This is a genomic window from Burkholderia sp. L-4 (genome assembly GCF_056856535.1).
Window position 1 is genome coordinate 2,202,898 of the sequence record NZ_JBXEOX010000001.1, and the last position, 13,266, is coordinate 2,216,163.

The following is a 13,266-nucleotide window of genomic DNA, read 5'->3' on the forward strand; positions in this document are numbered from 1 at the left end:
GTCCACGGCCCGTCCCATGCGTATCGACCGGCGCCTCCTGCAGCTCGCGTTCGGCGGGCTGTTCTGGCGCACCTTCCTGCTGATCGCGCTGCTGATCTCGGTCAGTCTCGCCGCGTGGTTCCAGAGCTTTCGCGTGATCGAGCGCGAGCCGCGCGCGCAGCGCGTCGCGCTGCAGCTCGTCGCGGTCGTCAAGCTCACGCGCACCGCCCTGCTCTATTCCGATCCCGATCTGCGGCGCGCGCTGCTGCAGGATCTCGAGAGCAACGAGGGCGTGCGCGTCTACCCGCGCGAAAAGACCGACAAGTTCAAGCTGCAGCCCGACGAATCGCTGAACCGCCTGATCGAACACGACATCCGCAGCCGCCTCGGCGACGATACCGTGATCGCGCAGTCGGTCAACGACATTCCCGGCGTGTGGATCAGCTTCAAGATCGACGACGACGATTACTGGGTCGCGCTCGACCGCGACCAGCTCGACAACGTCACGGGCCTGCAATGGGCCGGCTGGGGGCTGTTCGCGCTCGCGCTGTCGCTGTTCGGCTCCGCGTTCATCACCAGCCTCGTGAACCGGCCGTTCTCGCGGCTCGCGCTCGCCGCGCGCCAGGTCGGTTCGGGCCAGGCGCCCGAACCGCTGCCCGAGCGCGGGATGGGCGTCGCGGCCGACACCAACCGCAGCTTCAACCAGATGGTGCGCGACCTCGAACAGCTCGAGGCCGACCGTGCGCTGATGCTCGCGGGTATCTCGCACGACCTGCGCACGCCGCTCGCGCGGCTGCGGCTCGAAACCGAGATGAGCCCGTCCGACCAGGCGACCAAGGACGCGATGGTCGACGACATCGAGCAGATGGACCGCATCATCGCGGCCTTCATCGACTACGCGCGCCCGTCGCAGCGCAAGCCCGAGCCGGTCGACCTGTCGTCGATCGCGCAGGAAGTCGCCGCGCGCGTCTCGGGCGAGGACGGCGTCGAGATCCGCACGCGGCTCGCGCCGAGCGCGATCATCGAAGCGGACGAGACCGACATGCGCCGCGTGATCGGCAACCTCGTCGAGAATGCGCGCAAGTATGGCCAGAGCAAGCAGGACGGCGTCTCGCGCATCACGGTCGAGACCCGCGTGTCGCATGCGCGCGTCGAGCTGTCGGTGAGCGACGAAGGCCCCGGCATCCCCGAGGATCAGCTGCCGCTCGTGATGCGCCCGTTCTACCGCGTCGACACCGCACGCACCAAGGCGGACGGCACGGGCCTCGGGATGGCGATCGTGCTGCGGCTCGTCGGCCGCTATCGCGGCGCGCTGCGCCTGCGCAACCGGAACCCCGACGCGGGCCTCGAAGTCACGCTCGAATTCCCCGGCGCCGGCAAGGCGCGTGCGACCGCGTGACACGCTCGCGCCTGCCTCCCGCGCGTCACACTATCGATCCGGTTGAAAAAAGCTATGAGGATCGTTAGTCAAAATCTATTGAAGTGTTTTACTAATAGTGTTATAGTTTGCCTCATGCTGTCACATCATCGTTGCAGCACCGAGGTAGCTTGACTCAGTCTTCTTCCCCATTCACACAGGAGTATCCGCATGAAAACCGTGGGCGATAAACTCGAAGCTTTCACCGTCGTAGCCGCGAAGCCGGGCTTCAACAATCACGAGGAAAACGGCCAGTCGGCGTTCGAGACCGTCACCGAAGCGTCGTTCCCGGGCAAGTGGAAGATCATCTACTTCTATCCGAAGGATTTCACGTTCGTGTGCCCGACGGAAATCGTCGAGTTCGCGAAGCTGACGAAGCAGTTCGAAGAGCGCGATGCCGTCCTGCTCGGCGGCAGCTCGGACAACGAATTCGTCAAGCTCGCATGGCGCCGTGAGCACAAGGACCTCGACAAGCTGAACCACTACTCGTTCGGCGACGTCAAGGGCGAGCTGATCGACCAGCTCGGCGTGCGCGACAAGGAAGCCGGCGTGGCCCTGCGTGCAACGTTCATCGTCGATCCGGACAACACGATCCAGCACGTTTCGGTGAACAACCTGAACGTCGGCCGCAGCCCGGAAGAAGTCCTGCGCATTCTGGACGGCCTGCAGACGGACGAACTGTGCCCGTGCAACCGTGCAGTCGGCGGCGCAACGCTGTAAGCGCATCGATGCACGAAGCCCGCGGCGCACGTCCTGCCTGCGGGCTTTTTTAACGGCCAACCCATAGGAGATATCAATGGAATTCATCGACTCGATTAAGGCACGTATCCCCGATTACGCGAAGGACATTCGCCTGAACCTCGACGGCACGATCTCGCGCTCGTCGCTCGAAGGCACCGACGCGGTGGGCGTCGCGCTGGCGGCGGCCATCGCGGCGAAGAGCACCGTGCTCATCAAGACGATCCGCGAAGCCGGCGTCCTGTCGCCCGAAGAGACGAACGCCGTGCTGACGGCGGCCGCGCTGATGGGGATGAACAACACCTGGTATCCGTATGTCGAGATGGCCGACGACGCCGACCTGAAGACGCAGCGCGCCGAGCTGCGGATGGGCGCGTATGCGACGCACGGCGGTGTCGACAAGCGCAAGTTCGAGATGTACGCGCTCGCCGCGTCGATCGTCGGCAAGTGCCACTTCTGCGTGAAGTCGCACTATGCGCTGCTGAAGAACGAGCAAGGCATGACCGTCACGCAGCTGCGCGACGTCGGCCGCATCGCGTCGGTGATCAACGCCGCCGCGCAGGTGATCGCCGCCGAAGGCGAATAAGCGGTCGCGTGCCGTGCGGCAGCCATGCCGCGCGGCGCCCGCTTCAAACGACAATGCCACGCCGACGCGTGGCATTTTTCATTGCACCGGCATCGCGCGGGGCGAACCGCGCGATGCCGCCGGCAGCCGTCAGCCGCCCTGCTTCACCAGCAGCGCGGCGGCCTGCGCCTCGATGCCTTCGCCGCGGCCGAGATAACCGAGCTTCTCGTTGGTCTTCGCCTTCACGTTCACGCGATCGAGCGGCAGCCCGAGATCGGCCGCGATGTTCGCGCGCATCCCGTCGATATGCGGCGCGAGCTTCGGCGCCTGCGCGATCACGGTGCTGTCGACGTTCTGGATCGTGAAACCCGCCGCCTTCACGCGCTCGGCGCACGCACGCAGCAGCACGCGGCTGTCCGCGCCCTTGAACGCCGCGTCCGTGTCGGAGAAATGACGGCCGATGTCGCCGAGCGCCGCCGCGCCGAACAGCGCGTCGGTGATCGCGTGCAGCAGCACGTCCGCGTCCGAGTGGCCGAGCAGGCCGCGCTCGTACGGAATCGTCACGCCGCCGATGATGAGGGGGCGTCCTTCGACGAGCTGGTGCACGTCGTAGCCTTGTCCGATTCTGAAATCCATGCGTGTTCCGATTGAGAGGGGGTGAATGTCAGGAAGCGTTCGCGGCACGCGCGAGGATCGCTTCCGCGAGCGCGAAATCTTCCGGGTACGTGACCTTGAAATTGCGCAGGCTGCCCTGGACGACGCGCGGCGTGTGGCCCGCCCATTCGATCGCGCTGGCCTCGTCGGTCAGGTCGTGCCCTTCGCGCTGCGCGCGCAGGATCGCCTCGCGCAGCATGCCGATGCGGAACATCTGCGGCGTCTGCGCCTGCCACAGCGCGTCGCGCGATTCCGTGCGCGCGATCGCGTCGCCGCCGGCCGGCACGCGCTTGAGCGTATCGGCCACCGGCAGCGCGACGATGCCGCCGACGGGGTCGTCCTTCAGCGTCGCGACGAGCGCGCGGATCAGCGCCGGCGTGATGCCCGGGCGCGCCGCGTCGTGCACGAGCACCCAGTCCTGGTCGGTCGCGCCGAATTCGGCCAGTTCGAGCAGCCCGTTCAGCACCGACGCCTGCCGCGAGCCGCCGCCGCAGCGGCGCACCGCGAAACGCAGGCCCGCGAAGCGGCGCGCGTCGAAATGGGAATCGTCGGGCGCGAGCACGACGAGCGTCTGCGCGAACTCGCTGCACGCGTCGAACGCGGCGAGCGTGTAGTGCAGCAGCGCGCGGCCGGCCAGCGTGCGGTATTGCTTCGGCACGGCCGAGCCGGAACGGCTGCCCGTGCCGGCACAGGGAATCAGGGCGAAAAGTCGGGGAGTCACGAAGGGAAACGCCGGAAAGATGAAATCGAGAAGCGGATTTTATAATAGGTCTTTCGTCTCGACCGGCGCACCGCGATGCGCCCGTGCACGCCACCCCTGTCGTCCCTATGCCAGATAACGCTTCCAACCCGTCAGCCTCCCCCGTTGCCCGCGTCAAGCCCGGCCAGCGCTTCGCCTTCGACGGCGCGCACGGCTCCGCCGACGCGCTCGCCATCGCCCGTTATCTCGCCGACAACCGTCAGGACGTGCCGCTCCTCGCGGTGATCTGCGCGAATGCGGTCGACGCGCAGCGGCTGTCGCAGGAAATCCGCTATTTCTCGCCCGACGCGCGCGTGCGCCTGCTCCCGGACTGGGAAACGCTGCCGTACGACACCTTTTCGCCGCACCAGGACCTCGTGTCCGAGCGGCTCGCGACGCTGCACGACCTCGGCGAGGGCCGCTGCGACATCCTGCTCGTGCCCGCGACCACCGCGCTGTACCGGATGCCGCCCGCGTCGTTCATGGCCGCGTACACGTTCGCGTTCGCGCAGGGCGAGCGGCTCGACGAGGCGAAGCTGAAGGCACAGTTGACGCTGGCCGGCTACGAGCACGTGAGCCAGGTCGTGCGGCCCGGCGAATACTGCGTGCGCGGCTCGCTGATCGACCTGTACCCGATGGGCTCGCCGCTGCCGTACCGGATCGACCTGTTCGACGACCAGGTCGACTCGATCCGCGCGTTCGACCCCGACACGCAGCGCAGCCTCTACCCGGTGCGCGACGTGCGCCTGCTGCCCGGCCGCGAGTTTCCGTTCGACGAAGCCGCGCGCACGGCCTTCCGCAGCCGCTGGCGCGAAACCTTCGAAGGCGACCCGAGCCGCGCGCCGATCTACAAGGACATCGGCAACGGCGTGCCGTCGGCCGGCATCGAGTACTACCTGCCGCTGTTCTTCGACGAAACCGCCACGCTGTTCCACTACCTGCCGCAGGACGCGCACCTCGTGTTCACCGGCGATCTCGAGGCGTCGATCCGCCGCTTCACCGCTGACACGAAGCAGCGCCATGCGTTCCTCTCGCACGATCGCGAGCGGCCGATCCTCGAGCCGCAGCGGCTGTTCCTGTCCGACGAGGATTTCTTCGCGTTCGCGAAGCCGTTCGCGCGCGTCGTGCTGCCCGCGCAGCCGGCCGGCGGCTGGGCGACCGCGCTGCCCGAGCTGACCGTCGACCGCCATGCGGACGACCCGCTCGCGTCGCTGCGCACCTTCGTCGAAACGTCCGGCAAGCGCGTGCTGCTGACCGTCGAATCGGCCGGCCGCCGCGAGACGATCCTGCAACTGCTCGCCGAGCATCACCTGCGCCCCGCGTCAAACGACCACTTCGCGGGCTGGCTCGCGAGCGACGAACGTTTCGCGCTCGGCGTCGCGCCGCTCGCGAACGGCTTTGCGGTGCCGGGCGAAGGCTACGCGGTCGTCACCGAAACCGAGCTGTACGGCGCGCTCGGCCGCCGCGCGGGCCGCCGCCGGCAGGAACAGGCGAGCAACGTCGACGCGATGGTGCGCGACCTGTCGGAGCTGAAGGTGGGCGATCCGGTCGTGCACTCGCAGCACGGCATCGGCCGCTACCTGGGCCTCGTCTCGATGGATCTCGGCGAAGGCGAGACCGAATTCCTGCATCTCGAATACTCGGGCGAAAGCAAGCTCTACGTGCCCGTCGCGCAATTGCACGTGATCTCGCGCTACAGCGGCGCCGACCCCGACAGCGCGCCGTTGCACGCGCTCGGCTCCGGCCAGTGGGAACGCGCGAAGCGCAAGGCCGCGCAGCAGATCCGCGATACGGCCGCCGAGCTGCTGAACCTGTACGCGCGTCGCGCGGCCCGCGAAGGCCACGCGTTCACGCTCGACCCGCGCGACTACGTGAAATTCGCGGAAAGCTTCGGCTTCGAGGAAACGCCCGACCAGGCCGCGGCGATCGCGGCCGTGATCGGCGACATGACGAGCGGCAAGCCGATGGACCGCCTCGTGTGCGGCGACGTCGGCTTCGGCAAGACCGAGGTCGCGCTGCGCGCCGCGTTCATCGCGGTGCTGGGCGGCAAGCAGGTCGCGCTGCTGTCGCCGACCACGCTGCTCGCCGAGCAGCACACGCAGACCTTCGCCGACCGCTTCGCGGACTGGCCGGTGCGGATCGTCGAGCTGTCGCGCTTCAAGACCACGAAGGAAGTGAACGCGGCGATCGCGCAGATCAACGAAGGCAGCGTCGACATCGTGATCGGCACGCACAAGCTGCTGTCGTCGGACGTGCAGTTCAAACGCCTCGGCCTCGTGATCATCGACGAGGAACACCGCTTCGGCGTGCGCCAGAAGGAAGCGCTGAAGGCGCTGCGCGCGGAAGTCGACGTGCTGACGCTCACCGCGACGCCGATCCCGCGCACGCTCGGGATGGCGCTCGAAGGGCTGCGCGATTTCTCGGTCATCGCGACCGCGCCGCAGAAGCGGCTCGCGATCAAGACCTTCGTGCGCCGCGAGGAGGAAAGCGTGATCCGCGAGGCAATGCTGCGCGAGCTGAAGCGCGGCGGCCAGGTGTACTTCCTGCACAACGAAGTCGAGACGATCGAGAACCGCAAGGCGATGCTCGAGGCGCTCGTGCCCGAGGCGCGGATCGTGATCGCGCACGGCCAGATGCACGAGCGCGAGCTCGAACGCGTGATGCGCGATTTCGTCGCGCAGCGCGCGAACGTGCTGCTGTGCACGACCATCATCGAGACCGGCATCGACGTGCCGAGCGCGAACACGATCATCATGCACCGCGCGGACAAGTTCGGCCTCGCGCAGCTGCACCAGCTGCGCGGCCGCGTCGGCCGCTCGCATCACCAGGCCTATGCGTACCTGCTGGTCCACGATCCGCAGTCGCTGACCAAGCAGGCGCAGCGCCGGCTCGAGGCGATCCAGCAGATGGAGGAACTCGGCTCGGGTTTCTATCTCGCGATGCACGACCTCGAGATCCGCGGCACCGGCGAGGTGCTCGGCGACAAGCAGTCGGGCGAGATCCACGAGATCGGCTTCCAGCTCTACACGGACATGCTGAACGACGCGGTGAAGGCGCTGAAGAACGGCAAGGAGCCCGACCTCACCGCCCCGCTCGCCGCGACGACGGAAATCAACCTGCATGCGCCCGCGATCCTGCCGGCCGACTACTGCGCGGACGTGCAGGAGCGGCTGTCGCTGTACAAGCGGCTCGCGAACTGCGAGCACGGCGACGCGATCGACGGCATCCAGGAGGAGTTGATCGACCGCTTCGGCAAGCTGCCGCCGCAGGCGCACGCGCTCGTCGAGACGCATCGGCTGCGGATCGCCGCGAAGCCGCTCGGCATCGTGAAGATCGACGCGAGCGAGGCCGCGATCGGGCTGCAGTTCGAGCCGAATCCGCCGATCGATCCGATGCGGATCATCGAGATGGTGCAGAAGCACCGGCACATCAAGCTCGCGGGCCAGGACAAGCTGCGCATCGAGACGCGCTCGCCCGATCTCGCGATCCGCGTGTCGACGATCAAGGAAACGCTGCGCGCGCTCGGCCCGAAACAGGGCGCGGCCGCCGCGGCGCGCTGACGCGATACCGGCGGGCGCGACGTTGCTGCACCGCATCGCGCCCGACGAAGGCGGGCCGGCGCGTTTTTGAGTATGATTTTCCCATTCATCAGACGGAGTTTTGCCATGTCCACTCTCGACGCGACGGCGCCTTCCGCCGCAACCCGGGGCGACGAATCGCTCGTCAGCCTGCCCTGGGTCAAGCAACTGGTGTCGATGGACACGACGAGCCGCGTGCCGAACCTCGGCCTGATCGAGACGGTACGCGACGCACTCGCCGCGAAGGGCATCGCTTCGACGATCACGCACGATCCGCGCGAAGGCTGGGCGAACCTGTTTGCCACCGTGCCCGCGCACGACGGCGCGACGAACGGCGGCATCGTGCTGTCGGGGCATACCGACGTCGTGCCGGTCGACGGCCAGCAATGGGACAGCAACCCGTTCGCGCCGGAGATCCGCGACGGCCGCCTGTACGGCCGCGGTACCTGCGACATGAAGGGCTTCATCGGCGCGGCGCTCGCGCTGCTGCCCGAGATGCAGGCGACGAAGCTCGCGAAGCCGATCCATTTCGCGCTGTCCTACGATGAGGAAATCGGCTGCGCGGGCGCGCCGCTGATGATCGCCGACCTCGTGAAGCGCGGTGTGCAGCCGTCGGGCTGCATCGTCGGCGAGCCGACCAGCATGCGGCCGATCATCGCGCACAAGGGCATCAACGCGTACCGCTGCTGCGTGCGCGGCCACGCGGCCCATTCGTCGCTGACGCCGAAGGGGCTCAACGCGATCGAATATGCGGCACGCCTGATCTGCCATATCCGCGACATCGCCGACCGCTTCCGCGCCGAAGGCCCGTTCGACGAACTGTACGACGTGCCGTTCACGACCGCGCAGACGAGTACGATCCAGGGCGGCAACGCGATCAACACGGTGCCGGCCGAGTGCCGCTTCGATTTCGAATTCCGCAACCTGCCCACGCTCGACCCCGAGCAGATCTTCACGCGCATCGAGGCGTATGCGCGGGAAACGCTGCTGCCGCAGATGCTGCGCGAGCATCCGAACGCCGCGATCGAGTTCTCGAAGATCGCCGCGGCGCCCGGCCTCGATGCAACCGAACAGGCCGCGATCACGCAGCTCGTGCGCGCGCTGACGGCCGACCAGGACAAGCGCAAGGTCGCGTACGGCACCGAGGCCGGCCTGTTCGAGCGCGCGGGCATCCCGAGCGTCGTGTGCGGGCCCGGCAACATCGAGCAGGCGCACAAGCCGAACGAGTATGTCGAGCTCGCGCAGCTCGCCGGCTGCGAGCAGTTCCTGCGCAAGCTCATCCGCAGCATGTCGGTCGACGCGCACTGACTGCCTCCCGCCACGCCGGCCCGCGTGTGCGGGCCGGCCCACTCCGCCACCGCCACGTCATGCCGACCGAACAACAGGGCACCGCCCATACGACGATCGACGGCGAGCCGATTCCGACGCTCGACGAAATCGCCGCGCAGCATTTCGCTTTGTCGCCGTGGGTCGCGCGCACGCCCGTGTTCGAGCGCGCCGACCTGCCGTCCCTCGAGGGCACGCACGTCAACTTCAAGTTCGAGCTGCTGCAGGCGAGCGGCAGCTTCAAGGCGCGCGGCGCGTTCACGCACCTGCTCTCGCTGGACGAGGCACGCAAGAACGCGGGCGTCACCTGCGTGTCGGCCGGCAATCACGCGGCGGCCGTCGCGTATGCGGCCATGCGGCTCGGCAGCAGCGCGAAGGTCGTGATGTTCCACACCGCGAGCCCGTCGCGCATCGCGCAATGCAAGCAGTACCGCGCGGAAGTCGTGCTCGCGGGCAGCGCGTCGCAGGCCTTCGATCTCGTGCGACGCATCGAGGCCGAGGAAGGCCGCTTCTTCATTCATCCGTTCAACGGCTATCACACGATCCTCGGCACCGCGACGCTCGGCTACGAATGGGCGACGCAGACGCCCGACCTCGACGCGGTGATCGTGCCGATCGGCGGCGGCGGGCTCGCGGCCGGCATGGCGACCGCGCTGCGGCTCGCGAACCCGCGCGTGCACGTGTACGGCGTCGAGCCGGAAGGCGCCGACGCGATGAGCCGCAGTTTCGCGGCGAATCACACGATCAAGATGAGCGCGATGCAGACCATCGCCGATTCGCTGATGGCGCCGCACACCGAGGAATACAGCTACCAGCTGTGCCGGCGCCACGTCGACCGCATCGTCACCGTGTCCGACGACGCGCTGCGCGCCGCGATGCTGTTCCTGTTCTCGCACCTGAAGCTGTCGGTCGAACCGGCCTGCGCGGCCGCGCTCGCCGCGCTGCTCGGCCCGCTGCGCGAAACGCTGCAGGGCAAACGCGTCGGCGTGCTGCTGTCGGGCACGAATACCGATCCCGCCACGCTCGGCATGCACCTCGCGCACGCGAAACTGCAGCACTGACCCCACATCGGGCACCGACGAACCACCCTAGGGTTATCCCCAGATTATGTTGACAGCCCTGTTGATAACCCGCCGGACACGCACGCAAGTGGTTGAGCGCGCAGCATTTTGCGCGCGCGAAGGTCGATCGTCACGAAATGAGCAGACACGGACGCTGGTCGCATGCGCGGCGGCGCTCACGCTGCTCGCCGGTTGCGCGACGGCGCCGTCGCCCGTCGCGCAACCGGTGTCCTGCACGCAACCGGGCGAAAGCCGGATGCTGCAGGCCGACCTGCTGTTCGGGCGCGACGTCACGGGGCGCGGTCCCGTCACCGATGCGGAACGCGCGACGTTTCTCGCCGACACGGTCACGCCGCGCTTCCCCGACGGCCTCACCTACTGGGACACGCACGGCCAGTGGCGCGACCGCGCGACCGGCGGCGTCACGCGTGAAGACAGCTTCGTGATCCGTATCATCGCCGACGATACACCCGACACGCGCACACGGCTCGCCGCGATCCGGCTGGCGTACATGCAGCGATTTCACCAGCAATCGGTCGGCGTGACGATCGTGCCGGCCTGCGTATCGTTCTGATTCACCTTCTCCTGCTGCTCGCGACTCGCACAAGAAAAACGGGCGCCCGAAGGCGCCCGTCGCATGTCCGAAGCACCGCGTATCGCTTACTTGTTCTCGAACATGTCCATGATCTGCTGCTTCTCCTGCGGCGTGACGGGCGGCGGTGCCAGACCGGCCGCGCCGGCCGAACCGAGCGCGTCGTTCGCGCTGATCGCGTTCTCGGCCGGGTTGATGTCGACGTTCGCGACGAAGCCGTTGCCCGGCGTGCGATCGGCGTAGTACAGCTCGCCGTCGATCGTGGTCAGGCCGTCCGGCATCGGCATCTGCTGCTCGGGCACGCCGTTCAGCGCGGTGCGCATGTAGTTCACCCAGATCGGCAACGCGAGCTGCGCGCCGAATTCGCGGCTGCCGAGGCTCTTCGGCTGGTCGAAACCCATCCATGCGACCGCGACAAGCGACTGCTGGTAGCCGGCGAACCAGCCGTCCTTCGCGTCGTTCGTCGTACCCGTCTTGCCCTGCAGGTCGCTGCGGCCCAGCACGTTGGTGCCGGCCCCCGTGCCGGCCGTCGCGACCGAGTGCAGCAGGCTGTTCATCACGTACGCGTTGCGGCCTTCGATCGTACGCGGTGCCGTGCCGCCCGCGATCACCGGCTGCGACTTCTGCAGCGGCTGGCCGCGCGCGTCGTCGACTTCGGCGATCAGGTACGGATCGACCTTGTAGCCGCCGTTCGCGAATACCGCGTAGCCGGTCGCGAGCTGCAGCGGCGTGACGAGGCCCGCGCCGAGCGCCATCGGCAGGTAAGGCGGCGTCTTCGCCGGATCGAAGCCGAAGCGCTGCGTCACGTACTGCTGCGCATACTGCGTGCCGATCGACGCGAGGATCCGGATCGACACGAGGTTCTTCGAACGCTGCAGGCCGGTGCGCATCGTCATCGGGCCGTCCGGCTGGTCGTCGTCCTTCGGCTCCCACGCGGTGCCGCCCGGCACGCTCGGCGGGAAGTACAGCGGCGCGTCGTTGATCATCGTCGCCGGCCCGAGCCCCTTGTCGAGCGACGCCGAGTAGATGAACGGCTTGAACGACGAGCCCGGCTGCCGCCATGCCTGCGTCACGTGGTTGAACTTGCTCTTGTTGAAGTCGAAGCCGCCCACGAGCGAGCGGATCGCGCCGTCCTGCGGCGCAATCGCGACGAGCGCGCCTTCGACCTGCGGCAGCTGCACGACCTGCCAGCCCGTCTTGCCGTCCTTCAGCACGCGCACGACCGAGCCCGGCTTGATGCGCAGCGCGTTGTTCGCGCGCGGGCTGAGCGCGGCCGACACGAAGCGCAGCCCGGCCGGGCCGATCGTGGTGGTCGCGCCGCCGACGAACTGCACCTCGACCGCGTTCGGCGACGCCGACAGCACGACCGCCGATTGCAGGTCGCCGTTGTCCGGATGATCGGCGAGCGCGTCGTCGATCGCCTCGTCGCGCTCGTCGCCGGCCGCGGGCAGGTTGATCGACGCTTCCGGCCCACGGTAGCCGTGGCGGCGCTCGTAGTCGAGAATGCCGCGGCGCACGGCCTGGTACGCGGCTTCCTGGTCGGCCGAGTTGATCGTCGTCGTGACGGTCAGCCCGCGCGTATAGGTTTCGTCCTTGTACTGCTGGTACATCATCTGCCGCACCATCTCGGCGACGTATTCGCCGTGCACCGCATACTGGTTGCCCGGCGTGCGCACGTGGATCTCTTCCTTGATCGCTTCGTCGTACTGCGGCTGCGTGATGTAGCCGACCTCGAGCATGCGCTTCAGGATGTACTCCTGGCGCACCTTCGCGCGCTTCGGATTGACGACCGGGTTGTACGCGGACGGCGCCTTCGGCAGCCCCGCGAGCATCGCCGCCTCGGCAAGGGTGATGTCCTTCAGGTCCTTGCCGAAGTACACGCGCGCGGCGGCCGCGAAGCCGTATGCGCGCTGGCCGAGATAGATCTGGTTCATGTACAGCTCGAGGATCTGGTCCTTCGTCAGGGCCTTCTCGATCTTGTACGCGAGCAGCATTTCGTAGATCTTGCGCGTGTAGGTCTTCTCGCTCGACAGGAAGAAGTTGCGCGCGACCTGCATCGTGATCGTGCTCGCCCCCTGCCGCGCGCCGCCGTGCATCAGGTCGGCCACGCCCGCCCGCAGGATGCCGACGAAGTCGACGCCGCCGTGTTCGTAGAAGCGGTAGTCCTCGATCGCGAGCACGGCCTTCTTCATCACGTCGGGAATGTCCTGGAAGCGCACGAGGCTGCGGCGCTCCTCGCCGAACTCGCCGATCAGCACGTGATCGGCCGTGAACACGCGCAGCGGCACCTTCGGCTGGTAGTTGGTCAGCGCGTCGAGCGACGGCAGCTGCGGCGCCATCACGACCAGCGCATAGCCGACGATCAGCGCGCCGACGATCGCCAGCGTCGCGAACAGGCCCGCGAACCACAGCGCGACGCGCGAGCCGAACGTGCGGCGCCGCCCGCCGCCGCCGCCGCCGCTGCGCTGCTGCGCGCGGCGGTCGTCACGATCGTCGTCATCGGGGTAATAGGCCCCGGACGGCGAACGGCGCAGCGTGTAGTGGGGTTCGTTCCTGTCGGAAGAAGAAGGCGGTCGTTTGATAATTGGCATGTCGGAATGGCGGGCGGTCGTGGCGC

General features: G+C 67.8%; 10 protein-coding genes. 7 read left to right on the forward strand and 3 right to left on the reverse strand.

Annotated elements, in window-relative coordinates:
• Positions 1-16 precede the first annotated feature (16 nt).
• From AC1VVG_RS10200 to AC1VVG_RS10210, 3 genes are all read left to right on the forward strand, one after another.
• Entirely contained in the window at positions 17-1,378 is a 1,362-nt protein-coding gene (locus tag AC1VVG_RS10200; RefSeq protein WP_034188781.1) for an ATP-binding protein, read from the forward strand.
• Between the two features lie 189 nt (positions 1,379-1,567).
• Positions 1,568-2,116 carry a peroxiredoxin gene (locus tag AC1VVG_RS10205; protein WP_006478563.1) on the forward strand — a complete coding sequence of 183 codons (549 nt, stop codon included), beginning with the start codon at positions 1,568-1,570 and terminating at the stop codon, positions 2,114-2,116.
• Positions 2,117-2,192: 76 nt separating this feature from the next.
• On the forward strand, positions 2,193-2,720 hold the full coding sequence (locus AC1VVG_RS10210; RefSeq protein WP_011352388.1) for a carboxymuconolactone decarboxylase family protein: 528 nt from the start codon (positions 2,193-2,195) through the stop codon (positions 2,718-2,720).
• A gap of 129 nt (positions 2,721-2,849) precedes the next feature.
• Here AC1VVG_RS10210 and ispF read toward each other — a convergent pair whose 3' ends face one another.
• Positions 2,850-3,335, reverse strand: a complete 486-nt coding sequence (ispF, locus tag AC1VVG_RS10215) for a 2-C-methyl-D-erythritol 2,4-cyclodiphosphate synthase (protein WP_034188783.1) — start codon at positions 3,333-3,335, stop codon at positions 2,850-2,852.
• Positions 3,336-3,363: 28 nt separating this feature from the next.
• Entirely contained in the window at positions 3,364-4,074 is a 711-nt protein-coding gene (gene ispD / locus AC1VVG_RS10220) for a 2-C-methyl-D-erythritol 4-phosphate cytidylyltransferase (RefSeq protein ID WP_034188784.1), read from the reverse strand.
• A gap of 107 nt (positions 4,075-4,181) precedes the next feature.
• Here ispD and mfd point away from each other — a divergent pair, with 107 nt between their 5' ends.
• The 4 genes from mfd to AC1VVG_RS10240 all read left to right on the forward strand — a co-directional run bounded on the left by mfd (position 4,182) and on the right by AC1VVG_RS10240 (position 10,631).
• On the forward strand, positions 4,182-7,652 hold the full coding sequence (gene mfd / locus AC1VVG_RS10225) for a transcription-repair coupling factor (protein WP_034188785.1): 3,471 nt from the start codon (positions 4,182-4,184) through the stop codon (positions 7,650-7,652).
• Positions 7,653-7,757: 105 nt separating this feature from the next.
• Entirely contained in the window at positions 7,758-8,978 is a 1,221-nt protein-coding gene (gene argE / locus AC1VVG_RS10230; protein ID WP_482835588.1) for an acetylornithine deacetylase, read from the forward strand.
• 59 nt (positions 8,979-9,037) lie between these two features.
• Positions 9,038-10,057: a threonine/serine dehydratase family protein gene (locus tag AC1VVG_RS10235; protein WP_034188787.1), complete on the forward strand. Its 1,020-nt coding sequence runs from the start codon at positions 9,038-9,040 to the stop codon at positions 10,055-10,057.
• 46 nt (positions 10,058-10,103) lie between these two features.
• Complete coding sequence (locus AC1VVG_RS10240; RefSeq protein WP_080287855.1) at positions 10,104-10,631, forward strand: DUF3574 domain-containing protein; 528 nt, start codon at positions 10,104-10,106, stop codon at positions 10,629-10,631.
• 86 nt (positions 10,632-10,717) lie between these two features.
• On the opposite strand, the gene AC1VVG_RS10245 is transcribed toward AC1VVG_RS10240, so the two are convergent.
• Entirely contained in the window at positions 10,718-13,240 is a 2,523-nt protein-coding gene (locus AC1VVG_RS10245) for a penicillin-binding protein 1A (RefSeq protein ID WP_482835589.1), read from the reverse strand.
• Positions 13,241-13,266 lie beyond the last annotated feature (26 nt).